The following is a 23153-nucleotide window of genomic DNA, read 5'->3' on the forward strand; positions in this document are numbered from 1 at the left end:
CTATTTAACGGTGTCCCGCTAGTTTGCCTGCGGGCAGACCGATCGGTTTCATCTCTTGTTTATTCAGGGTTGAGGAGGTCCGCAAACTGGTCATTGTTGGGGGTTCGAAAGCATGTCTCACTTTTCTAAATTTGGTTTGGATGCATCTGCAGTGCTGGAAGCCCTGAACCGCTCACAGGCCATCATCGAGTTTGATCTGACAGGCAAGGTCCTCAAAGCGAACGATAATTTCTGCAAGGCCATCGGCTATAGCCAAAACGAGATCGTCGGGCTCCATCACCGCACGTTCCTTTCCGCCGAAGATGCGGCGTCTGCGTCGTACAAGGCTTTCTGGGAAAAACTGTCGCGCGGCGAGCACGACAAGGGGCAATATCGCCGGCGTGCAAAAAGCGGCGCGGATATCTGGATCGAAGCCTCTTACAATCCGGTTTTTCGTTTCGGCAAGCCCTACAAGGTGGTCAAGATCGCGACCGACATTACGGCCATCAAGCGCCAGAGCGCCGATGACAACGGCAAGCTCGCGGCACTCTCCCGTGCCCAGGCCATGATCGAGTTTTCGCCGGATGGAACGATCCTCAGCGCCAACGAAAATTTCCTCGAAGCGATGGGATATCAGGCGCAGGAGATCATCGGCAAGAACCACTCCATGTTCTGCGAACCTTCTTATGCCAGGTCGACGGAATACCGCACCTTCTGGGAAGAACTGCGAACCGGCCGTTTCTCCACCGGCCAGTTCATGCGGCTTGGCAAGGATGGCAAACGCATCTTCATCCAGGCATCGTATAATCCAATCCTCGATGATCGGGGGCAGGTCTTCAAGGTTGCCAAATTCGCCTTTGACGTGTCGGACCGGGTGCATGCCGTGGAAGAGCTCGGCGCGGCGCTTGAGCGGCTTTCCCAATGCAACATCCGCGTCACGCTGGACAAGCCGTTCGTCGGCGAGTTCGAGGGGCTGCGGCGGGACTTCAACAAGTCCATCGCGGAATTCCAGAAGACGCTGGAGAATGTTCTCGGCCAGACCGGTGACCTGACCCGCAGCAGCCAGGAAGTGAGCGAAGCCTCCGTCAATCTTGCCGAGCGCTCCCGCGAGCAGGCGGTGGCGCTGGAAGAGACCTCGGCAGCGCTTGAAGAGATAACCGCGACGGTTCGCTCGTCCACCGAGAACATGAAAGAGACGCGCAAACTCGTGCAGAGCGCGCGGACATCCACGGTAGCCTCCACGGAAGTGGTCGAGCGGACGGTGGATGCGATGCAGCGCATCGAGACGGCATCGCGCGAAATCAGCCAGATCATCGGTGTTATCGACGAGATTGCTTTCCAGACCAACCTTCTGGCGCTGAATGCCGGCGTTGAGGCGGCGCGGGCGGGTGATGCCGGCAAGGGCTTTGCCGTGGTGGCGCAGGAAGTGCGCGAACTGGCGCAGCGTTCCGCCAATGCCGCCAAGGAAATCAAGGCGCTCATCAACAATTCCGGCAGCGAGGTTCTCGAAGGCGTCAGGCTGGTCGGCGAGACCGGCGAGGCGCTGAAGCAGATCGACGCGCTGGTCAGACACATCGACGGCAATGTCGAGATGATTTCAAAGGCGGCCGACGAACAGGCCGTTGGCATCAGCGAAATCAACAAGGCGGTCAACCGGCTCGATCGGATGACGCAGGAAAATGCGGCGATGAGCGCGCGCACCACCGCAATCAGCGCCACGCTGGCTCAGGGTGCCGATGTGCTTGCGCAGCTTGTCAGCCTGTTCAAACTGAACCGTCGTAACGTTCAGCGTGAAGACGGATCGTCCGTCCGGTCGGAATTTTCAAATGCCGGCCGGCGCGATCAACAGGCGGGGCGCGCTGCGGCGTGACAGGGCAGGGCATCTGCCCGCCCTGACTTGTCTATGAGATTTGGTGATGCGGATGCCTCCGGTCAAAGGCGTCCGCGCGCCGTTATGCCCGCAATGCCGGACGGTCGATGCCGAGATGGTCGCGCAGCGTCGTACCCTCGTAATCCCTGCGGAACAGGCCGCGCTCCTGCAAAAGCGGCACGACTTCGCGGTTGAACTCTTCCAGCCCGCCGGGGAAGAAGGGCGGCATGACGTTGAAGCCATCGGCGGCGCCATTTTCAAACCATTGCTGCATTCGGTCGGCCACGTCTTTCGCCGTGCCCATGACAATGTGGTGGCCGCGGCCGGCGGCGACACGCAGCGCGAGTTCGCGGATCGTCAGATTCTCCCGACGCGCCAGCTCGGTCAGCAGTTCGGCGCGGCTGCGCAGCTGGTCGGAGATCGGCAAATCCGGCAACGGGCCGTCGAGATCGTATTCAGTAAGGCTGTGGCCGATGCGTTCCTCAAGCAGTGGCATGGCGTTCTTGATGTCCGTCCAGCGGTTCAGTTCCTTCAGCTTTTCACCTGCCTCTTCGAAGCTTCTGCCGATGATCGGCATGAAGCCCGGCATCACGGCCACACTTGCCGGATCGCGGCCGAATTTCTCCACGCGGGCTTTAAGGCTCGTATAAAAGGCCTGTGCTTCGGAAATCGCCTGCTGGGCGGTGAAGACGATATCGGCGGTGCGGGCGGCGAGATCCTGTCCCGGGCCGGAAGAACCGGCCTGAATGAGCACAGGGTGCCCCTGCGGCGAGCGCGGAATATTGAGCGGTCCCTTGACCGTGAAATATTTGCCTTCGTGATTGAGGATATGGACCTTTTCCGGATCGACGTAACGGCCTGCCTGCTTGTCCTTGACGAAGGCGTCGTCATCCCAGCTGTCCCACAGGCCACGAACGACATTCACATATTCTTCCGCCACCGCATAACGCTCGTCATGCTCAGGGTGGTCCTTGGAGAAGTTTGCCGCCGTGCGGGCATAAGAGGTGGTGACGATGTTCCAGGCCGCGCGGCCGTGGCTGAGATGGTCGATGGAAGCGAAGGCGCGGGCGGTGTGGTAGGGCTCGCCATAGGTGGTGGAGGCGGTGGCGGCCAGCCCGATCTTGTCGGTGACCATGGCAAGGGCTGACAGCAGGGTCAGCGGCTCGAAGCGGGCTATCATCGAGGGGTGGGCGTCGACGCCGCTGGTCAGGCCGTCAGCGAGGAAAACCATGTCGAACTTCGCCGCCTCGGCCATTTTCGTCACACGGGTGAGCAGATCGAAATTCTCGCTGCCAGCTTCCGCATCGGGGTGACGCCAGCCGGAAACGTGGTGCCCCGCGCCCTGCAGGAAAAGGCCGAGATGCATTTGTCTTTTGCGGGTCGTAGTCATGGGGTCATGCCTTCATGTCGGTCGAGTTATATTTCAGTTGCCAGAAGCGTTTCGAGCTTCCTGAGATCGGCTGCGGTTTTCATGGATCGCACCAGTGCCGGAATTTCGGCGAATTTCTTATTGCCGCCAGTGGCATCGGCGAATTTCTCCGTTGGATCGTCGATGCCGGGCAGGCCGTCGATGCGGCGTGACAGCAACGTGCCGTCTTTCTTTGTCACATCGATAACCACGAAACGGGTGGTCGGATCGGGGGACAGGCGACGGGCTGTTTCATCATGCCGGCGCGAGACTTTTGCCGAAAGTGTGAGCAGGTCGGCGCGTGCCGGGCGCTCGTCGAAATGGCCAATCCCGAGTGCTCCATCCGCAAGCGCTGCGGCAAAAACATATTCGGCGCTGAAGCGCGCATCGATGCCGGTCGTGGGCGTGGCGGGGCCGACGAGGGCCGCATCGCCGCCCGGCGGGAAGGTGATGATAACAGTTGCGATCTCGTCCGGCGTCAGATCATGCGCGCTGCGCAGTGCCAGCGCACCGACAGCGACGGGGTGGGCGGCGGTGCAGCAGGGAAAGGCCTTGAGCGTCAAGCCGGGCGAGACGATCTGCCAGGGTGCGCCCCAGCCAGACAAGACCCGTTTTGGTTGCTCTGCACCGAAGGCGAAGGCGGAATAAAAGCCGATGGGGTTTTCCAGAAAATCCGGCGCGCCCTGAAACCCTGACCGCGCCAGCCGCGCGGCGGTGAGGCCGGCGCGGGTGGCGAGCCCGGCATGCAGCGGCTTGGCATCGAACCCGAATTGCAGACGCAGCCCGGCCGATTGCGTGGCGGCGAAGCCAAGCGCGACGGCTGTGGTCTGCGGATCGAATTTCAGAAGGTGGGCGATGGCAGCGGCAGCGCCGATAGGGCCGAGCGTCGCGGTGGCGTGGAAGCCGTTTTCGTAATGTTTGGTGCCAAGCGACAAGCCAATCCGCGCCATCGTCTCCAGCCCGACAATATAGGCGGCGATGAAGGCATCCGCCGTCGAATTCTCCTCGACAGCAACGGCCAGAAGTGCGGGAATGATGGCGACGGTGGGGTGACCGCGCACGCTGCCATGCACATCGTCATAATCAAGCACATGGCCGGAATGGCCGTTGATGAGGGCGGCCGTAAAGACATCGGTGCGCAGATCGTGGCCGATAATGCCCGCCGTGCCTGAGGTGCCCGAGGTAAAGCTGTCGATCAGGATTTTGGTGCTTCTGTCGGCAGCACCGCCCAGTACGCAGGCGAAAAAATCGATCAGCGCCGTGCGGGCAATCGTCACGGCCTCATCGTCGCGCAGCGGATCGGAAGCGGCGATGGCTTCGGCCAGATGAAGGGTGAGTTTTTCCTCGGCGGCCATGGCGTCAGATCCCTTCGCCATCATTGAGCCGTGCCGCCTGTCCTCCCAGACCCTTGACGAAGGCGTTGATGCGCGGGTTGGTCGACTTGTAGAAGATATGGTCAGGCGTGCCCTGGTCAACGATCAGGCCATTTTCAGTGAAAACGATATTGTCGCTGATTTCCTCGGCAAAACGCATTTCGTGCGTGACGAGAATGCTGGTCATGCCGTCATTGACGAGATCGCGGATGACGGCGAGCACTTCGCCCACGGTTTCCGGATCGAGCGCGGAAGTAACCTCATCGAACAGCACCAGTTCCGGCCGCATGGCCAATGCACGGGCGATGGCCACGCGCTGCTGCTGGCCGCCGGAAAGCTGGCCGGGATAGGCATCGACTTTCTGGGAGAGGCGTACTTTTTCCAGTAGTTCACGGGCGTGGCGTTCTGCTTCCGCCTTCGGCGTGCCGAGGATTTTGATCGGCGCGATGGTGATGTTTTCCATGACGGTCAGATGCGGGAAGAGGTTGAACTGCTGGAAGACGATGCCGATGCGCTTGCGCAGCGCTATGCGCTCGGCCTCGGTTTTCAGCAGGTCGACACGGGTGCCGCCGACGGTGATCTTGCCGGATTGCGGAATGAGCAGGCCGTTGATGCAGCGCAGGATCGTGGATTTGCCGGAGCCGGAAGGGCCGATGATGGAGACGGCGTCGCCCTTGTTCACCGTAAGATCGATGCCCTTCAGAACCTGATTGTCACCGAAGGACAGGTGTATGCCTTCCAGTTCTACCAGAGCTTTTGCGTTGGTTTGTGGTGCGGGTGCGGACATGGCTTGTTCCAATCAGCGGGAAGCGAAGCGCCGCTCGAGGCGCTGCGTGAAACGGGAGACGGGATAGCAGAACAGGAAGAACGCCATCAGAACGGTGAGATAAACGACGACGGTGAAGTCATTGCGCTGCACGGCCGTGCTGGCGTCTGTCGCGGCATGCAGAAGCTCATGAACGCCAACCAGCGATGCAAGCGCCGTGCCCATGGTAATGGAGGCATAAAGGTTCATCCATGGCGGCAGCGAACGTTTCACGCATTGCGGCAGGATGATCCAGCGCAGCGTCTGATTGCGCGAAAAACCAAGGCCCTGCGCGGCCTCCCATTGCGCGGTGGGGATGGATTGGATGGCGCCGCGGGTGATTTCGGCGATATGGGCGCTGGCCGGAATGGCAAGCCCGACCACGGCCTTGATCCAGTCCGGAAACGGAATGTAGTTGCCGAAGGCGACGATCTCGAAGGGGAAAATGTAAGTCGCGGCGAAGATCAGCACCAGATGCGGGGCGTTGCGGAAAATCTGCACATAGGTGAGCGCCGGCGCCCGCACCAGACGATAGGGCGCAAGCTCCATGATGCCGAGCAGGACGCCGATGAAAGTACCGATGGCGATCGCCAGAATGCTGATCAGCACATTCATGGCAAAACCCTTGGCCAGATAGGGCAGCCATTGCAGCAGCACCTGGCCGAGCGAGGGATCGAGAACCAGCCATGACACGACGGCAATCAGCACGCCGAGCAGCAGAATGGTGCCGAAGGGCAGCTTTTTTGCCGCCCGCGTTTGAGAAACCACCGCGCTCATTGACCGAACCCCGGAACCGCAAGACGTCGCTCAAGCCAGAGACCGGCCCTTGCGACGATGAAATTGATGACGCTGAAGAAGATCAGAATGACGAGCATCAGCTCGACCACATTGTCGCGCTGCGTCCAGATCAAGATCGAGGCATAGGTGATTTCACCGACCGCAATTGCCGAGCCGACCGTGGTGAGCTTCACCAGATTGACGAGGTTGTTGATGATGGAGGGCAGCGCCGTGCGGATCGCCAGCGGAAACTCCACGTAACGCAAAACCTCGAAGGAGCTGAAACCGATCGCACGTGCCGCCTCGATGGTGGTGGCTGGAACCGCCTCGATGCCGCCGCGCAACGCCTCCGCATGGAAGGCGGCAATGTGCAGGCCGGTAATGGCGACGACCCAGAAGAAGGGCGTCAGCGGGTTGTTCTGCGCGCCGCCCAGCACGTTGGAAATCAGCATGTTGAGCACGAGGAAACCGCACATCAGCTGCACCAGCGTCGGCGTGTTGCGCGTCAGTTCCACATAGGCGCGCACCGGGCCGGCGAGCCATACTTTGCCTGACGTCAGCATGGCCGCGAAAATGAAGCCGAAGATGAGGCTGAGCGGCAAGGTAACGGCGACGAGGATGAGCGTCATCTTCATGCCATCAAGCCAGATCTGAACCTCGTAACCGCTGTTCAGAAAATCATAGTTGAGGCCGAGATGCGCGGCGAGTTCAATGAAGCGCGCTGTAAATGAATCCTGCATCGGAAATCCATGCTGTTATCGCGGAACCGCTGGGTGGGCGGCGCCAGAATGGCCTGCCTTGTTATAAAGCAGAAAAGAACGGCAGGCGAAACCGGCCGTTCCTGATGGTCATGGGAAACCATTCCGCCTGTTCGGCATCATCCTCACCCTTCGGTGAGGACAGGCATGGAACGGAGAGACCCTGCGCCTGGCTTATTGCGCGGCGGAAAGCTTCTTCTGCTGCTCTTCCATGTAGCCGATGCTTGGCAGGCGGTTTGCCTTGGCGAATTCGATCATTTTGCCGGAAGCGTGCAGCTCCTTGACGATCTTGTCCAGAGCGGCCTGCGTGTCAGCCTCACCCTTGCGCAGCCAGATCACGGAATCGGAAGGGATCAGGTCGGTGGGGATAAGAATGCCGTAATCCTTCCACTCGTCGGCGCGGTCCTGCAGCATCAGGCTCAGCGTGCCGTTGACGTGAACGGAAACATCACAATTGCCGCCCTTCAGCGCCAGCAGCGATTCCGGCTGGCTCGGCAGGGCCTTAACCTGTGCGCCATATTGCTCGATCAGCGGCTGGGTGTAGTTCGAGCCTTGCGAAACGCAGGCGATCTTGCCCTTCAGGTCTGACCAGTCCTTGATGCCACTGTCCTTGCGGCCGATGGCGGCGCCGCCCTGGCGGTCATAGGGGGTTTGCACGTAATCGAGGGTTTTGGCGCGTTCTTCGGTGTATTGCATGTTGGCGATGAGAATATCGACCTTGCCCTGCTGCAGGAACTGCACGCGGTTGGGCGGGGTCACGGTTTCGGTGACCAGCTCAACGCCGAGGCCGGCGGCCAGCGCCTTGGCGACATCGATATTGAGGCCCTTCTGTTCCTGCGTCTTCGGATCGATGAAACCGAAAGGCGCGCCGGAGAGGATGACACCGACGGTGAGCTTGCCGCGACCCTTGATACGGTCAAGCGTTGCGTCCGCATGAGCGGCAGAGGCCATCGAAGCGATGACGACGGTTCCGGCGATGAGTTTTGCGGCAAATCTGGAAAAAGAGAGGGCCATGGGTATTTCCTTTTGATTGTAGATGGAAACTACATGAGGCACCCGCCAAGAGCGAGAATTGGCATTGCGCAAAAAATACTATGAATAAAATCGTGTTCCAATAAAGCTTTGATCGCGAAAAAATATCCTAATAATCTAGAATTGTAGAATCCTGTTCTTTCCGCCCGTTGCTGTTTGCCTATCCGTCAGGGGCGGGAGAGTAATCCGGATGTTGCTGAGGACCGGATGGCCACATGCGGAGCGAGCGCGTGCCGCTTGTTTCTTCTCCCCGAGGGGGAGAAGGTCGCGGCAGCGGGATGAGGGGGCAAGGGTCGTGAGGTACGGCAACGTTGCCCCCTCATCCGACCCTTCGGGCCACCTTCTCCCCGGCGGGGAGAAGAAACAAGTGGCAACGTTTCGCGCCGTCGTCACCGCCCGGCATTATAGGCTGCAATCGCCGCCATGTTGACGATATCGCTGTCCTTCGCACCCATCGAGGTGATCTGCACCGATTTGTCGAGACCGACCAGAAGCGGGCCGATGACGGTTGCGCCGCCCAGTTCCTGCAGCATCTTGGTGGAAATGGAGGCGGAATGGATGGCGGGCATGACCAGCACGTTGGCCGGGCCGGAAAGCCGGGCGAAGGGATACTGGCTCTGCATGCGATGATGGTTGAGCGCCACATCGGCAGACATTTCTCCGTCAACCTCGAAGTTGACATTGCGCCGGTCGAGGATTTTCACCGCCTCGCGCACCTTGTCGGACCGTTCGCCGGTTGGCTGGCCGAAGGTGGAATAGGCAAGCATCGCCACACGCGGCTCGTAGCCGAAACGGCGGGCGAGGCCGGCCGCCTCTTCGGCGATATCGGCAAGGTCTTCGGCGGACGGCATGTCATGCACGGCGGTATCGGCGACGAAGACGGTGCGGTTGCGCGAAACAACCAGCGAAACGCCGATGACGCGGTGGCCGGGCTTGGTGTTGATGCAGCGGCGGATATCTTCCAGCGCCGTGGAATAGTTACGGGTAACGCCGGTTACCACGGCATCCGCATCGCCCATCGCCACCATGCAGGCGGCAAAGTGGTTACGGTCATTGTGGATCAGGCGTTGCACGTCGCGCAGCAGGAAGCCGCCGCGCTGCAGCCGCGCATAGAGATAATCGACATAGGCATCGACGCGGCTGGAGAGGCGGGCATTGGTTATCTCGATATTGGCGCGGTCGAGATCGATGCCGGCACGTTCCGCATTGGCCTTGATGATATCGTCGCGGCCGAGGAGGATGGCCGTGCCAAGACCTTGAGCGGTAAACGAAATTGCCGCACGCATGACCTGTTCTTCTTCCGCTTCGGCAAAAACGACACGCTTCGGCGAGCGGCGCACGCGCTCGTAGAGACGCTGCGTCGTCGAAGCCATTGGGTCGCGGCGGGCGGATAGCTCGCGGGCATAGGCGTCGAGGTCAGGCAGTTCGCGCTGGGCGACGCCGGTTTCGATGGCTGCTTTCGCCACGGCCACCGGAATGGCCGAGATCAGACGCGGATCGAAGGGAACGGGAATGATATATTGCGGCCCGAAACGCGGGCGATTGCCCTGATAGGCGGCTGCGACGTCATCAGGCACGTCCTCACGGGCAAGATCGGCCAGCGCCTGCGCGGCGGCGATCTTCATCGCATCATTGATCTGCCGGGCGCGCACATCGAGCGCGCCGCGGAAGATATAGGGGAAGCCGAGGACGTTGTTGACCTGGTTCGGATAATCCGAGCGCCCGGTCGCCATGATGGCGTCGTCGCGGATGCGCGAGACTTCTTCCGGCGTGATTTCCGGATCGGGATTGGCCATGGCGAAGATGATCGGCTTCGGCGCCATGGAACGGATCATCTCTTCGCTGAAAGCGCCCTTCTGGGAGAGGCCGAAAACGACATCCGCACCCTTCATGGCTTCCGCCAGCGTGCGATCATTGGTCTTGACCGCATGGGCGGATTTCCACTGGTTCATGCCTTCGGTGCGGCCCTGATAGATCACGCCCTTGGTATCGCAAAGCGTGATGTTTTCGGGGTTGAACCCCATGGCCTTGATGAGGTCCATGCAGGCGATGGCCGCGGCGCCCGCGCCATTGCAGACCAGCTTCGTAGTCTTGAAATCGCGGCCCGTCAGTTCGATGGCGTTGATGAGACCGGCGGCGGCGATGATGGCGGTGCCGTGCTGGTCGTCATGGAAAACGGGAATGTCCATCAGCTCGCGCAGGCGGCTTTCGATGATAAAACATTCCGGCGCCTTGATGTCTTCCAGATTGATGCCGCCGAAGGAGGGGCCGAGGTAGCGCACGCAATTGATGAATTCATCGGCATCTTCGGTATCGACCTCTAGATCGATGGAATCGACATCGGCGAAGCGCTTGAACAGAACCGATTTGCCTTCCATGACCGGCTTGGAGGCGAGCGCGCCGAGATTGCCGAGACCGAGGATCGCGGTGCCGTTGGAGATGACCGCCACCATGTTGCCGCGCGTCGTATAATCGTAAGCACTCGCCGGATTTTCGGCGATGGCTTTCACCGGTACAGCCACGCCAGGCGAATAGGCAAGCGACAGATCCCGCTGCGTTGCCATCGGCTTGGTCGGGGTGATTTCCAGTTTCCCCGGTCTGCCTTGCGCGTGGAAATCCAGGGCTTCCTGATCCGTAACCGATGTTCTGGTGCTGGCGGGTTTTGGCGTGTCGGACATGGGCTGTGTGCGCTTTCCTGTCGTTATCAGTATAAAAATATTCGTTGTTGTTATGGTATTTTTTGCACGCCTGCCAAGCGTTGAATGTTGTTCAGTGCAGCAAATTTAAGCGTGATGAAATTTGCGGCCGATTCAATCGATTAAGTCAATATTCTTCACCCGGCGCGGGGTCGGCCGGTTCGATCGATCATCATTCAGGCTGCAGATGCGGCCTTCGATACTCCGCGATATTTGGTGCCGGCGCGGATGGAACCTCACAAGCCACCTCGCGTTAGCGGAAGGAGCCCGCAGGCAATCCACATGCCCTTCAGCTGCCCCCGCCATCCGTTCACCAAGCTTTCACAGGGCGAATTTATGAGCTTGTGCTTGTCTGCCCGTGAACCGATGATGGCAGCATTGGCAAAAATGTATATTGTCCGGCGCGCCGGGAAATTTTTTAGAGTTGGAAAGGTTTTATTGTGAAGGAACACTCTCGAAAGATCACGCCGGTTCTTCTTGCAGGCGGCGCTGGCTCTCGGCTCTGGCCTGTTTCGCGCGACCAGTTGCCCAAGCAGTTCCAGCCGCTGGTCGGCAATCTTTCGACCTATCAGCAGACACTGATGCGGGTGGGCGACAAGGGGCTTTACGCCGAGCCGCTTGTCATCACCAACGAGGATTTCCGTTTTTTCGCCCGCCGTCAGGCAGAAGAGATCGATCTGCCGGCAACGGTGGTGCTTGAACCTGCCCGCCGCGACAGCGCCGCCGCGATGGCCGCTGCCGCCGTGCTGGCGGAGCGCCGCGAACCCGGATGTCTGGTACTGGCGCTTGCCGCCGACCACGTGGTGCTGGATGCCGACAAGTTTTCCGATGCCGTGAAACTTGGCGCCAAGGCCGCCGATCAGGGCAATATCGTCGTCTTCGGTCTGGTGCCGACCGAGCCGCGTACCTCCTACGGTTATATCAAGCCGGGTGAGGCGATCGACGGCGAGGCCGATCTCAGCACCGTCGATGCCTTTGTCGAAAAGCCGGATGTAAAGACGGCGATTTCCTATCTGGAAAAAGGTTATCTGTGGAACTCCGGCAACTTCCTGTTCCGCTCCGACGTGATGATCGCCGAACTCAAGGCCTTCGCGCCGGAAATTCTGGCGGCGGTGACGCAGGCGGTCGAGCAATATGAAAGCGACCTAGGTTTCGTGCGCCTGCATCAGGCAAGCTTCGAGGCCTCGCCGAAAAACTCCATCGATTATGCGGTTATTGAAAAAACCAAGCGCATGGCGGTGGTGCATGGCCATTTCCGTTGGTCGGATATCGGCAGCTGGGACGCGATCTGGGAGATTGCCGACAAGCACGGCAATGACAATGCGCTCGAGGGTGATGGTGTGTTCATCGATTCCGAGGGCTGCCTCATTCACTCCACGCAATTGCTGACGACGGTGGTGGGCGCCAAGGATCTGGTGGTGGTGGCCACCAAGGATGCGGTTCTGGTGGTGCCGAAAAACCGGGTGCAGGATGTGAAGGGTCTGGTGGAGACGCTGAAGGACGGCGACCATGCGCCTCAGACGCAGGCGCACAAGCGCGTTTATCGCCCCTGGGGTTATATCGAACACATGTATGTGGATAAGCGTTACCGGGTTGGCCACATCACGGTCGATCCCGGCCACCGCATCTCGTTCCAGAAACATTATCACCGCTCGGAACACTGGATCGTCGTCAAGGGAACGGCGACGGTGACGATTGGCGAAGAGACGAAGCTGCTGACGGAAAACGAGTCGGTTTATATCCCGATCGGCCAGCCGCACAGGCTGGCCAATGAGGGGCAGATCCCGCTAGAATTGGTCGAAATCCAGACCGGGGCCTATATCGGCGAGGATGATGTCATCCGCATCGAGGATGATTACAAGCGAGACTAGATGTTGTGGGCTAAGGCTATATTCTAAAAGCCAAAAACGGCGGTCGTGCAGACTGCCGTTTTCCGTTCAGGATGCGAGCGCATTCACGCAATGGGCGAAGGCGTGGGAAAATATTGCTGCCTCCAGTCCCCGACGCCAGAACAGCCACCCGAACAACAGGCCGGGGATAAAATTGGCGAGCAGGATTGTAATGATCAGCGACGGCTGCGGCTGCGCGGCAATCGTGAACAGAAGCGGCAGATGACCGGCGGCGAAGAGGGCGGCGGCCAGCACGATGGCGGCCCATAAAATGGCCGGTCGGACTTCACCCTTGCCGCTCAAGCGCCAGAGTGCCCATGCGAAAAATGACATCAGGCCCCATCGGGTCAGCAACTCTTCCGTTATGCCGCCGTAAAGAATGCGGGTTGTCAGCGGAACGGGAAAAGCGGTCATCTTTGCCATGGTCACCGCATCCGTGACCGATGGCAGGATTACCCGCGCATAGGTGATCATCAGCAGGCTGACGGCGAGACCCACCAGCAGTGCGGGCGGCATCTGCCTTTTCAGTATTGTGCGGAGGTTGCCTCCCTGCAGCCAGGCATCGACCAGCGGCGCGCCAAGCCCAGCTTTTGCGGCCAGAGCCTGGCCGACCGAGACTGCCGCAACGGTCAGAATTGCCGGCTGGATCAGCATCAACAGGCGCATCGCGAGTGAAAGTTGCATTCCCGGCGCAAGCTGCTCGAAACCCGCCAGTAAAAGCGATGCCACACCGGCCAAACCGATGAGCAAAAGAATATGCCAACGTTTCATGGTCATTCTGCCCGCTTTACCTTGTTGCTCACCCGGTCTTGTGCCGGTGTCCGTCCCGATACAGTAGAGGATGGGCATTGCCGGTAAGTTACGCGGCTCGCTCCTGCGTTTCGCCCGGTCGTTCCGCATTTTCCGGCCGTTCGAAACACCTCACAAGAAGGATGGTGAGATTCGTATCTCGGGCGGTTGCCTAATCAAAAATCTTCGCATACGTTCCAACTGCAACGTTTCAGTGAGGGAGGAGACTCATGCGAATGCGTGTTATTTCTGCGGCCTTTTTGGCCAGTGTTATGATTCCAGCGGGTATTGCCGGGGCCACCGATCTTGAGGTGACCCATTGGTGGACATCGGGCGGCGAAGCCGCAGCGGTGGCCGAGCTTGCCAAGGCTTTCGATGCCACCGGTAATAAATGGGTGGATGGCGCGATTGCCGGTTCGGGCGGCACCGCCCGTCCGATCATGATCAGCCGCATCACCGGCGGCGACCCGATGGGCGCAACCCAGTTCAACCATGGTCGGCAGGCGGAAGAGCTGGTGCAGGCCGGCCTGATGCGCGACCTGTCGGACGTTGCCGAAAAGGGCAAGTGGAAAGAGGTCATCAAGCCGGCAAGTCTGCTCGACAGCTGCACCATCGACGGCAAGATCTATTGCGCACCGGTCAATATCCATTCCTGGCAATGGCTGTGGCTTTCCAACGAAGCCTTCAAGAAGGCGGGCGTCGAGGTTCCGAAGAACTGGACGGAATTCGTTGCAGCCGCACCGGCGCTGAAAAAGGCCGGCATCCAGCCGCTGGCGCTCGGCGGTCAGGCATGGCAGGCGAACGGCCTGTTCGACACGTTGACGCTTTCGATCGGCGGCAAAGACCTCTATCAGAAGGTCTATGGCGACAAGGATGCCGAGGCGGCAGCCGGGCCGGAGATGGCGAAGATTTTCGCAGCGGCCGTCGAGGCTCGCGATATGGCCAAGGGCACCAATGTTCAGGACTGGAACCAGGCCACCAACATGGTCATAACAGGCAAGGCCGGCGGCCAGATCATGGGCGACTGGGCGCAGGGCGAATTCCAGCTTGCAAACCAGAAAGCGGGTACGGATTATTCCTGCCTGCCGGGTCTCGGCCTCAATGACTATATCACCACCGGCGGCGACGCCTTTTATTTCCCGGTCCTGAAAGACGAGGCGAAAACCAAGGCGCAGGACGTGTTGGCCGAAACCATCGTCGATCCGAAAACGCAGGTCGCCTTCAACCTGAAGAAGGGCTCCTTGCCGATCCGCGGCGACGTCGATCTCAACGCCGCCAATGACTGCATGAAGAAGGGTCTGGCAATCCTGGCCAAGGGCAATGCGCTCACCAGCACCGACCAGCTGATTTCCGCCGATACGCAAAAGCAGAAGGAAGATTTGATGGCGGAATTCTTCGCCGGCTCAATGTCTGCGGCAGATGGGCAGAAGCGCTTTGCGGACCTTATCGGTTCAGCTGACTGATTGTGATCTCTCCGGGTTGGGGAGCGGTTCGCCGCTCCCCGCTCCAACGTCCGGTCCGTGCAATAATCACCAGTGCGGGCAGGGGTTTCATGCGGTAGGGCTTTTGCCTGACCGTTGACTGTAACGTTACAGGAGGAGGTAACATGGCAGGTCAAACGCGCTCCAGGCGTCCCAATCAGCTTTTTCGCAATCTCAATTCCAAGATTGCCTCCATTCCCATGATATTGACCGCCATGGTGATCTTCCTCGGCGGCACGGTCTGGACGGTGATTTATTCCTTCACCAATTCCAAGCTTCTGCCGCGGGCAAGCTTCATCGGTTTTGACCAGTATGAGCGGCTGTGGGCAGCACCACGCTGGATTGTTTCCATCCAGAATCTGGCGATCTACGGCGTTCTGTCATTGATCTTCAGCCTTGTCATCGGCTTCGTGCTGGCGGCACTGATGGACCAGAAAATCCGGTTCGAAAACACCTTCCGCACCATATTCCTTTATCCCTTTGCGCTGTCCTTCATCGTTACCGGCCTTGTCTGGCAATGGCTGCTGAACCCGGAATTCGGCATCCAGTCCGTGGTCCGTTCGCTCGGCTGGGAAAGCTTCACCTTCGATCCGCTCTATAATTCGCAGATCGTCATCTACGGCATCCTGATTGCAGCGCTCTGGCAGGGCACGGGGCTGGTCATGTGCCTCATGCTGGCCGGTCTTCGCGGTATCGATGAGGATATCTGGAAGGCGACGCGCGTCGACGGCATTCCGATGTGGAAGACCTATATCCTCATCATCATTCCGATGATGCGACCGGTTTTCATCACCACCCTCGTCATCATCGCCAGCGGCATCGTCAAGGTCTACGATCTTGTGGTGGCGCAGACCAGCGGCGGGCCGGGCATCGCGTCTGAAGTGCCCGCGAAATATGTCTATGACTACATGTTTCAGGCGCAGAATCTGGGGCAGGGCTTTGCCGCCTCGACCATGATGCTTCTGACTGTCGCGATCATCATCATTCCATGGGCCTACCTCGAATTTGGAGGCAAGAAGCGTGGCTAATATCAGCACATTAAACACGGTCGTGGCCGCCACCGATGCGGTTGCCAAAGACCTTTCCGGCCCGCGCGGCAGGAAGCCGAGAAAGACCTTTTCCCGCCGCAACATCATTCTTTACGGCACACTGTTCGTCGCCGCCGCCTATTATCTGCTGCCGCTTTACGTGATGGTCGTCACCTCGCTGAAGGGCATGCCGGAAATCCGTCTCGGCAACATCTTTGCGCCGCCGGTGGAAATCACCTTTGAGCCCTGGGTGAAAGCCTGGGCGAATGCCTGCACGGGCTTGAACTGCGACGGGCTGTCGCGCGGCTTCTGGAACTCGGTGCGCATTCTCGTGCCTTCCGTCGTCATTTCGATCGTTGTCGCTTCCGTCAGCGGCTACGCCATGGCCAACTGGAAGTTTAGGGGATCGGAGCTGTTTTTCTCGATCCTCATCATCGGCGCTTTCATTCCCTATCAGGTGATGATCTATCCGATCGTCATCGTGCTGCGGGAAATGGGCGTTTATGGCACGCTGACCGGCCTCGTCATCGTGCACACCATCTTCGGCATGCCGATCCTGACGCTATTGTTCCGCAACTATTTCGCCTCGTTGCCGGAGGAGCTGTTCAAGGCGGCGCGCATCGATGGTGCCAATTTCTGGCAGATCTATTTCCGCATCATGCTGCCCATGTCGCTGCCGATCTTCGTTGTGGCGATGATCCTGCAGGTGACCGGCATCTGGAATGACTTCCTGTTCGGCGTGGTGTTCACGCGGCCGGAATATTACCCGATGACGGTGCAGCTCAATAACATCGTCAACTCCGTGCAGGGCGTGAAGGAATACAACGTCAACATGGCTGCCACCCTTCTGACGGGTGCCGTGCCGCTGATCGTTTATTTCGTCTCCGGCAGGCTATTCGTGCGCGGCATTGCCGCAGGCGCAGTAAAAGGTTGAGCTATATGAATAAAAGCGTTTCCATCCGCGATCTTTCCCTGTCCTTCGGTGCCGTTACCGTGCTGAAAGACCTCAATCTCGATATTTACGACGGTGAATTCCTCGTGCTGCTCGGCTCTTCCGGCTGCGGCAAGTCGACGCTCCTCAACTGCATTGCGGGCCTTCTGGAACCGACCGATGGGCAGATCTTCATCAAGGACCGCAACGTCACCTGGGAAGAGCCGAAGGATCGCGGTATCGGCATGGTGTTCCAGTCCTATGCGCTTTATCCGCAGATGACGGTGGAGAAGAACCTGTCATTCGGCCTTCAGGTCGCGAAGGTGCCGAAGGAGGAAATCGAGCGGCGTGTGAAACGGGCGGCCGGCATCCTGCAGATCGAACCGCTGCTGAAGCGCAAGCCGGCCGAGCTTTCCGGCGGACAGCGCCAGCGCGTGGCGATCGGACGGGCGCTGGTGCGCGATGTGGATGTGTTCCTGTTTGACGAGCCGCTCTCGAACCTCGATGCCAAGCTGCGCTCGGAACTGCGTGTCGAAATCAAGCGGCTGCACCAGTCGCTGAAGAACACCATGATCTATGTGACGCATGACCAGATCGAGGCGCTGACGCTCGCGGACCGCATAGCCATCATGAAAAGCGGCGTCATCCAGCAGCTCGCCGATCCCGTTACCATTTACAACAAGCCGAAGAACCTCTTCGTCGCCGGCTTCATCGGTTCGCCATCAATGAATTTCCTGCGCGGCGAGCTGATCGAGAAGGACGGCAAGGTCGTCTTCACCACCAATGGCGTCACCTTCTCGCTGGACGGATATCAGCCGGAGGCGCCGCTTGCAGCCGGCCGCGCCGTGGTTCTCGGCGTGCGCCCCGAACATGTGCGGGTCGATGCCGATATCGTCGCCGGTGAGGTGCATGAGGCGATCGTCGATATCGAGGAGCCGATGGGCGCCGACAATCTGATCTGGCTGAAACATGCCGGCCATACGATGTCCGTGCGTGTCGGCGGCCACAGGCGGTTTTCGCCGGGCACCAAGGTTCGCCTCGGCCTCGACCTGACCATGGCCTCGTTGTTCGACGCCGAGAGCGAGGATCGGCTTTAGAGGCTCGATAATTCCCCCACACACAATCCCAAGACCCCACATCTCTATGGAGGAGACAATGACAGAACTCGGTTTTCAGCTTTACAGCGCCCGCAATTTCCAGCCTTTTTCCAACATTCTGAAGAAGCTTTCGGCGGCGGGTTACAAACAGGTAGAAGGTTACGGCGCCATGTATGCGTCGCTGGATGATGCCGGTTTGAAGGCTCTGCGCGCCGAACTCGACGCCAACGGTCTTTCCATGCCAACAGGCCATTTTGGCCTCGATCTTCTGGAAGGCGATCCGAAAAAGGCGCTCAATATTGCCAAGGTTCTGGGCGTGGAGGCGATCTATTGCCCTTACCTGATGCCCGACCAGCGCCCGGCGGATGCCGCAGGCTGGTTCGCCTTCGGCAAGCGGCTGCAGGAAGCCGGCAAACCCTTCGTCGATGCCGGGCTTAACTTCGGCTGGCATAACCACGACTTCGAGTTCAAGGCGCTTGCCGATGGTTCCACCCCGCAGGAGCAGATTCTTGCCGGTGGACCAGACCTGAAGTGGGAAGCGGATATCGCCTGGATTATCAGGGGCAATGCCGATCCGCTTGCCTGGATCGAAAGCTATGGCAAGCGCATCACCGCCGTGCATGTGAAGGATATCGCACCATCAGGGGAAAACGCGGATGAAGACGGTTGGGCGGATGTCGGCCATGGCACGGTTGACTGGAAGGTCCTTGTCGCCGCGCTGAAGGCGAAATCCGCCACGAAACATTTCGTGGTTGAGCACGACAATCCGAAAGATATCGACCGGCTGATCACCCGCTCGATCGCATCCTTCAAAACCTACTGAGTTTCAATTTTCGGAGTTTTCATCATGGCCAGGGATCTTGGCGTCGGCATCATCGGATGCGGCAATATCTCGTCTGCTTACTTTTCGCTGGCGCCGCTCTTCAAGGGCATCAAGGTGCTCGCCTGCGCCGACCTAAACCGCAATGCGGCGGAACTGAGGGCGGAAGAATTCGGTGTCGTCGCGCAGTCCATCGAGGAACTGCTCGCCAACAAGGACATCGACGTGGTGGTGAACCTCACCATTCCCGCCGCGCATTTTCCGGTATCGAAAGCCGCCCTGGAGGCTGGCAAACACGTTTATTCGGAAAAGCCGCTGGTGCTCTCACTGGAAGAAGGCGAGGAATTGCGGCGCATCGCCCGCGAAAAGAAGCTTTCCGTCGGCTGCGCACCGGATACCTTCCTCGGCGGTGCGCATCAGCTTGCCCGGCAATATATCGATGACGGCAAGGTAGGGCGCATCACGTCAGGCACCTGCCACGTGATGAGCCCCGGCATGGAAATGTGGCACCCCAATCCGGGCTTCTTCTTCCTGAAGGGCGGCGGGCCGATCCTCGATCTCGGTCCCTATTACGTCGCCAACCTCATCAACCTCATCGGCCCGGTCAAACGTGTCGGGGCGTTGACGACGATGGCGAACCCCACCCGCACGGTGACCAGCCAGCCGCTGAATGGTGAGATCATTCCGGTCGAAACGCCGACCAATATCCACGCGCTTCTGGAATTCGTGAACGGAGCGACGATCACGCTTTCAGCCAGCTGGGATGTGTGGTCGCATCGCCACGCCAATATGGAGCTTTACGGCACGGAAGGCTCGATCTACGTGCCGGACCCGAACTTCTTTGGCGGCGTGGTCGAAGCCAGTGGTCGCGACAAGAACATCCAGCCGCTGGAAGACTGGGCGCATCCCTTCGGCATTGCCAATCAGGAAAGCCCGAACGGCCCGCGCGCCAACTACCGCACCGCCGGCCTTGCCGATATGGCGATTGCCATCCTTGAAGGTCGTGATGCCCGTTGCTCGCTCGATCGCTCGCTGCATGGCATCGACGTGATGACCTCGATCCTGAAGTCCGGCGAGGAAGGCCGCTTCATCGAGATGACGACGACCTGCACCCAGCCTGCGGCACTTGGCATAGAAGAGGCGCAGGCGCTGCTGCGTTGACGCGTTCATTATCAGGAATGCGGCGAGGGCGACTTCGCCGCTTTCCTGTTTTTGCTGCAGCCCTTCACAATCCCTTCGCTTTGGTTTAAAGCCGCGCCGTATCCGGTCGCAGCCCACCCGGTCAAAACAAGGGATCCAAAATTATGAAAACCATCGTCATCTGCTCCGGCGGATTGGACTCCGTTTCGCTTGCGCATAAAATCGCGGCGGAACACGAACTTCTCGCTCTCGTCTCCTTCGACTATGGCCAGCGCCACAGGAAGGAGCTGGACTTCGCCGCCGATTGTGCCAAACGGCTCGGCGTGCCGCATCATGTCATCGACATCAGAACCATCGGCGCGCATCTCACCGGTTCGGCGTTGACGGACGACATTGCGGTGCCGGATGGGCATTATGCGGAAGAGACCATGCGCTCCACCGTGGTGCCGAACCGCAATGCCATCATGCTCACCATCGCCTTCGGCCTTGCTGCCGCGCAGCAGGCGGATGCCGTTGCGATTGCCGTGCATGGCGGCGATCATTTCATCTATCCTGATTGCCGGCCGGGCTTCATCGACAGCTTCAATGCCATGCAGGCGCATGCGCTGGAAGGTTATGCCGATGTCGCCCTGTTTGCGCCCTATGTCACGGTTTCCAAAGCGGCAATCGTTACCGATGCGGTGAAATACGGCACGCCGTTTGGCGAAACATGGTCCTGTTACAAGGGTGGTCTCACCCATTGCGGTCGTTGCGGCACCTGCGTTGAACGACGCGAGGCCTTTCATCTGGCCGGTGTTACCGATCCGACTGATTATGAGGATCCGGACTTCTGGGTAGCGGCCACCCATGCCTTTGCGGCACAGGAGGTGCGCTGATGTTCCGCATTACCAAGGAATTTCACTTCTCCGCCTCGCATCAGCTAAAAAGCCTGCCGTCCGATCACCAGTGCAACCGTCTGCACGGCCATAATTACATCGTTGAGGTCGAATTATCGGGCGAAGCCCTGAACGAGCACGGTTTCGTGCGCGACTATCACGAGCTTTCGCCGCTAAAGCGTTATATCGACGATCATTTTGACCATCGCCACCTGAACGACGTTCTCGGCCATGATCGGGTGACGGCGGAATGCCTGGCGAAGCATTTCTACGACTGGTGCAAGGATCGCCTGCCGGAAACCAGCGCCGTGCGGGTGAGCGAAACCGCCAAGACCTGGGCGGAATATCGGCCGTGACGGCGGCTGCACAAAAGATTGCAGCGAAGGAAACCACGATCCGCATCAGCGAAATCTTCGGTCCGACCATTCAGGGCGAAGGCGTGCTGATCGGTCTGCCCACCGTTTTCGTGCGTACCGGTGGCTGCGATTACCGCTGTTCCTGGTGCGATACGCTGCATGCGGTCGACAGCGCCTATCGCGACACATGGAAACCGCTGTCGGTCGAAGCGATCTGGCAGGAGGTACGGCGGCTTTCCGGCGGCGTGCCGCTGACGGTGTCGCTGTCAGGCGGTAATCCCGCCATCCAGCCGCTGGGGTCGCTGATCGCAAAAGGGCAGGGCGAGGGGTATCGTTTCGCGCTGGAAACGCAGGGCAGCATCGCCAAAGACTGGTTTGCCGATCTCGACCATCTGGTTCTGAGCCCCAAGCCGCCATCAAGCGGCATGGAAACGGACTGGCGGGCTTTCGAAGACTGTCTTGCCGGCGCCGGCGATGGACCGCAGGTGGCGCTGAAGATCGTGGTGTTTGACGATGCGGATTATGCCTATGCCAAGGCGGCATCCGCGCGTTTCCCGCATCTGCCCGTCTATCTCCAGCCCGGCAACCACACCCCGCCGCCGCCGGATGACGACGATGCGCGCGTGGATATCGACGGGGTCATGGACCGGATGTTGTGGCTGGTGGACAAGGTCAGCGAAGACCGCTGGTTTTCCGCCCGGGTGCTGCCGCAGCTGCATGTGCTGCTGTGGGGGAATAAGCGCGGCGTGTAGATTGTGCGGGAGTGAAATTCCACGCCGTAGTCCGCGTCTTTAAGAAAGCGCATAGCGGATTGAGTGAGCGGGTGCCACTTACTTCTTCTCCCCGCCGGGGAGAAGGTCGCGGCAGCGGGATGAGGGGGGCCAACGTCAGCGATATTCGGGGAGCTTGCCCCCTCATCCGACCCTTCGGGCCACCTTCTCCCGGCGGGGAGAAGAAACATGCGGCAACGTTTTGCCGCATGTTGTTCTTTCGCATCAAGCCGAAACAGCCACTTCACGCCTCTCCCGATCCGCGATGATCGACAGATCGAGCACCTTCTGTAGATTGGCGGCATGACGGAAATCCGGGTCGGCGGGGCCGCCTTCCATGACGGCCCTGGCGAATTTTTCGTAATTCGTCGGCACGGGGTCGACATCGATCGTCTTCCAGATCGCCTTTTCCACATCCTCGCCGATGCAGGCGCGCAGGCTGGAATAGTCAGGCGTGTGGATGACTTCGAGCGCGCCCTTGTCGCCGTGGATGTGCAGGCGAAGTTCGTTTAGATGGCCCGTCGCCCAGCGGCTGGCATGGATGACGCCCATGGCGCCGTTTTCCAGCTCGGCGGTCATGGTGAAGCTGTCATTGGCGTCGAGGTCGTAGACGCCAATCTTGTTGCCTTCATATTTGTCGAAGGTTTTCAGCCGCGTGAAGATGCGTTCCACATCGCTGCCCGCGCCGTAAGATGCGAAGTCGAGAATGTGGATGCCGACATCGCCCAGCACGCCGTTCGAGCCATGTTTGGTGGAAAGTCGCCACAGCCACTTGCTCTCCGTCATCCAGTCGCCCCAGGCCTTGGAAACGAGCCAGCTCTGGAGATAAGAGGCTTCCAGATGCCGCACCTTGCCGATCTTGCCTGAAAGCACCATCTCGCGCGCCGCCTGCAAGGGGGCGACGTTGCGATAGGTGAGGTTGACCATGGCGACGAGGCCGGCCTTTTCAGCGGCATCGGCCATTTCGGCGGCCTTGGCGTAGTTTTCCGCCAGCGGCTTTTCGCAGAAGACATGCTTGCCGGCCGCGAGCAGCTTCAGGCTGGTCGGATGGTGGATCGCGTCCGGCGTGACATTGGCTGCCGCATCGAATTCACCCCAGGCAATGGCGTCATCCAGCGAGGTGAAGGAGAGCGGTATGTTGTGGCGGAGCGCAAAGCCCCGCACCACCACATCGTCCACATCCACCGCTGCGACGAGTTCGACGCCGGGGATCTGCGAGAAATAAGTGGCATGGTTATTGGCCATGCCGCCGGTTCCGAGAATGAGAAGTCTCATGGCT

Annotated in this window: 20 protein-coding genes; 11 read left to right on the forward strand and 9 right to left on the reverse strand. The window is 59.6% G+C overall.

Annotation, left to right across the window (positions count from 1 at the left end):
* Nucleotides 1-112 precede the first annotated feature (112 nt).
* Nucleotides 113-1849 (forward strand): methyl-accepting chemotaxis protein, encoded by a 1737-nt coding sequence (locus AKG12_RS12135; RefSeq protein ID WP_046801375.1) that lies wholly within the window; start codon nucleotides 113-115, stop codon nucleotides 1847-1849.
* Between the two features lie 82 nt (nucleotides 1850-1931).
* On the opposite strand, the gene AKG12_RS12140 is transcribed toward AKG12_RS12135, so the two are convergent.
* The 7 genes from AKG12_RS12140 to AKG12_RS12170 form a co-directional block, all read right to left on the reverse strand.
* On the reverse strand, nucleotides 1932-3239 hold the full coding sequence (locus AKG12_RS12140; RefSeq protein WP_052818984.1) for an LLM class flavin-dependent oxidoreductase: 1308 nt from the start codon (nucleotides 3237-3239) through the stop codon (nucleotides 1932-1934).
* 26 nt (nucleotides 3240-3265) lie between these two features.
* Nucleotides 3266-4612 carry an MmgE/PrpD family protein gene (locus tag AKG12_RS12145; protein WP_052819080.1) on the reverse strand — a complete coding sequence of 449 codons (1347 nt, stop codon included), beginning with the start codon at nucleotides 4610-4612 and terminating at the stop codon, nucleotides 3266-3268.
* Nucleotides 4613-4616: 4 nt separating this feature from the next.
* Entirely contained in the window at nucleotides 4617-5417 is an 801-nt protein-coding gene (locus AKG12_RS12150; RefSeq protein ID WP_052818985.1) for an amino acid ABC transporter ATP-binding protein, read from the reverse strand.
* 12 nt (nucleotides 5418-5429) lie between these two features.
* Nucleotides 5430-6212: an amino acid ABC transporter permease gene (locus AKG12_RS12155; RefSeq protein WP_052818986.1), complete on the reverse strand. Its 783-nt coding sequence runs from the start codon at nucleotides 6210-6212 to the stop codon at nucleotides 5430-5432.
* Nucleotides 6209-6952, reverse strand: a complete 744-nt coding sequence (locus AKG12_RS12160) for an amino acid ABC transporter permease (protein WP_052818987.1) — start codon at nucleotides 6950-6952, stop codon at nucleotides 6209-6211. Before AKG12_RS12160 ends, AKG12_RS12155 begins: the two co-directional genes overlap by 4 nt.
* Nucleotides 6953-7144: 192 nt before the next feature.
* Nucleotides 7145-7984 (reverse strand): transporter substrate-binding domain-containing protein, encoded by an 840-nt coding sequence (locus AKG12_RS12165; RefSeq protein WP_052818988.1) that lies wholly within the window; start codon nucleotides 7982-7984, stop codon nucleotides 7145-7147.
* Between the two features lie 407 nt (nucleotides 7985-8391).
* Nucleotides 8392-10680 (reverse strand): NADP-dependent malic enzyme, encoded by a 2289-nt coding sequence (locus AKG12_RS12170; protein WP_052818989.1) that lies wholly within the window; start codon nucleotides 10678-10680, stop codon nucleotides 8392-8394.
* 458 nt (nucleotides 10681-11138) lie between these two features.
* Between AKG12_RS12170 and AKG12_RS12175 the strand changes: the two genes are divergently transcribed.
* Complete coding sequence (locus tag AKG12_RS12175; protein WP_052818990.1) at nucleotides 11139-12569, forward strand: mannose-1-phosphate guanylyltransferase/mannose-6-phosphate isomerase; 1431 nt, start codon at nucleotides 11139-11141, stop codon at nucleotides 12567-12569.
* Between the two features lie 66 nt (nucleotides 12570-12635).
* Here AKG12_RS12175 and AKG12_RS12180 read toward each other — a convergent pair whose 3' ends face one another.
* Nucleotides 12636-13358 (reverse strand): CPBP family intramembrane glutamic endopeptidase, encoded by a 723-nt coding sequence (locus AKG12_RS12180; RefSeq protein ID WP_052818991.1) that lies wholly within the window; start codon nucleotides 13356-13358, stop codon nucleotides 12636-12638.
* A 248-nt stretch (nucleotides 13359-13606) separates the two neighbouring features.
* On the opposite strand from AKG12_RS12180, the gene AKG12_RS12185 reads away from it, so the two are divergent.
* The 9 genes from AKG12_RS12185 to queE all read left to right on the forward strand — a co-directional run bounded on the left by AKG12_RS12185 (nucleotide 13607) and on the right by queE (nucleotide 21856).
* Nucleotides 13607-14839, forward strand: coding sequence for an ABC transporter substrate-binding protein (locus AKG12_RS12185; protein WP_046801367.1), 1233 nt, complete (start codon nucleotides 13607-13609; stop codon nucleotides 14837-14839).
* Nucleotides 14840-14982: 143 nt separating this feature from the next.
* Nucleotides 14983-15885, forward strand: coding sequence for a carbohydrate ABC transporter permease (locus AKG12_RS12190; protein WP_052818992.1), 903 nt, complete (start codon nucleotides 14983-14985; stop codon nucleotides 15883-15885).
* On the forward strand, nucleotides 15878-16819 hold the full coding sequence (locus tag AKG12_RS12195) for a carbohydrate ABC transporter permease (protein ID WP_046801365.1): 942 nt from the start codon (nucleotides 15878-15880) through the stop codon (nucleotides 16817-16819). Before AKG12_RS12190 ends, AKG12_RS12195 begins: the two co-directional genes overlap by 8 nt.
* Before the next feature lie 5 nt (nucleotides 16820-16824).
* Complete coding sequence (locus AKG12_RS12200; RefSeq protein ID WP_046801477.1) at nucleotides 16825-17913, forward strand: ABC transporter ATP-binding protein; 1089 nt, start codon at nucleotides 16825-16827, stop codon at nucleotides 17911-17913.
* A 58-nt stretch (nucleotides 17914-17971) separates the two neighbouring features.
* A complete protein-coding gene (locus AKG12_RS12205) occupies nucleotides 17972-18736 on the forward strand; it encodes a sugar phosphate isomerase/epimerase family protein (RefSeq protein WP_052818993.1) in 765 nt (254 codons plus the stop codon).
* A gap of 24 nt (nucleotides 18737-18760) precedes the next feature.
* Nucleotides 18761-19894 (forward strand): Gfo/Idh/MocA family protein, encoded by a 1134-nt coding sequence (locus AKG12_RS12210; protein ID WP_052818994.1) that lies wholly within the window; start codon nucleotides 18761-18763, stop codon nucleotides 19892-19894.
* Between the two features lie 143 nt (nucleotides 19895-20037).
* Nucleotides 20038-20748, forward strand: a complete 711-nt coding sequence (queC, locus tag AKG12_RS12215) for a 7-cyano-7-deazaguanine synthase QueC (RefSeq protein ID WP_052818995.1) — start codon at nucleotides 20038-20040, stop codon at nucleotides 20746-20748.
* Complete coding sequence (gene queD, locus AKG12_RS12220; protein WP_052818996.1) at nucleotides 20748-21104, forward strand: 6-carboxytetrahydropterin synthase QueD; 357 nt, start codon at nucleotides 20748-20750, stop codon at nucleotides 21102-21104. Before queC ends, queD begins: the two co-directional genes overlap by 1 nt.
* Complete coding sequence (gene queE, locus AKG12_RS12225) at nucleotides 21101-21856, forward strand: 7-carboxy-7-deazaguanine synthase QueE (RefSeq protein ID WP_052818997.1); 756 nt, start codon at nucleotides 21101-21103, stop codon at nucleotides 21854-21856. The genes queD and queE overlap by 4 nt, the downstream gene beginning before the upstream one ends.
* 243 nt (nucleotides 21857-22099) lie before the next feature.
* Here queE and AKG12_RS12230 read toward each other — a convergent pair whose 3' ends face one another.
* A complete protein-coding gene (locus tag AKG12_RS12230) occupies nucleotides 22100-23149 on the reverse strand; it encodes a Gfo/Idh/MocA family protein (RefSeq protein ID WP_052818998.1) in 1050 nt (349 codons plus the stop codon).
* Between the last annotated feature and the right edge of the window lie 4 nt (nucleotides 23150-23153).

This window comes from Agrobacterium sp. SUL3 (assembly GCF_001263295.1).
GTDB lineage: Bacteria > Pseudomonadota > Alphaproteobacteria > Rhizobiales > Rhizobiaceae > Agrobacterium > Agrobacterium tomkonis.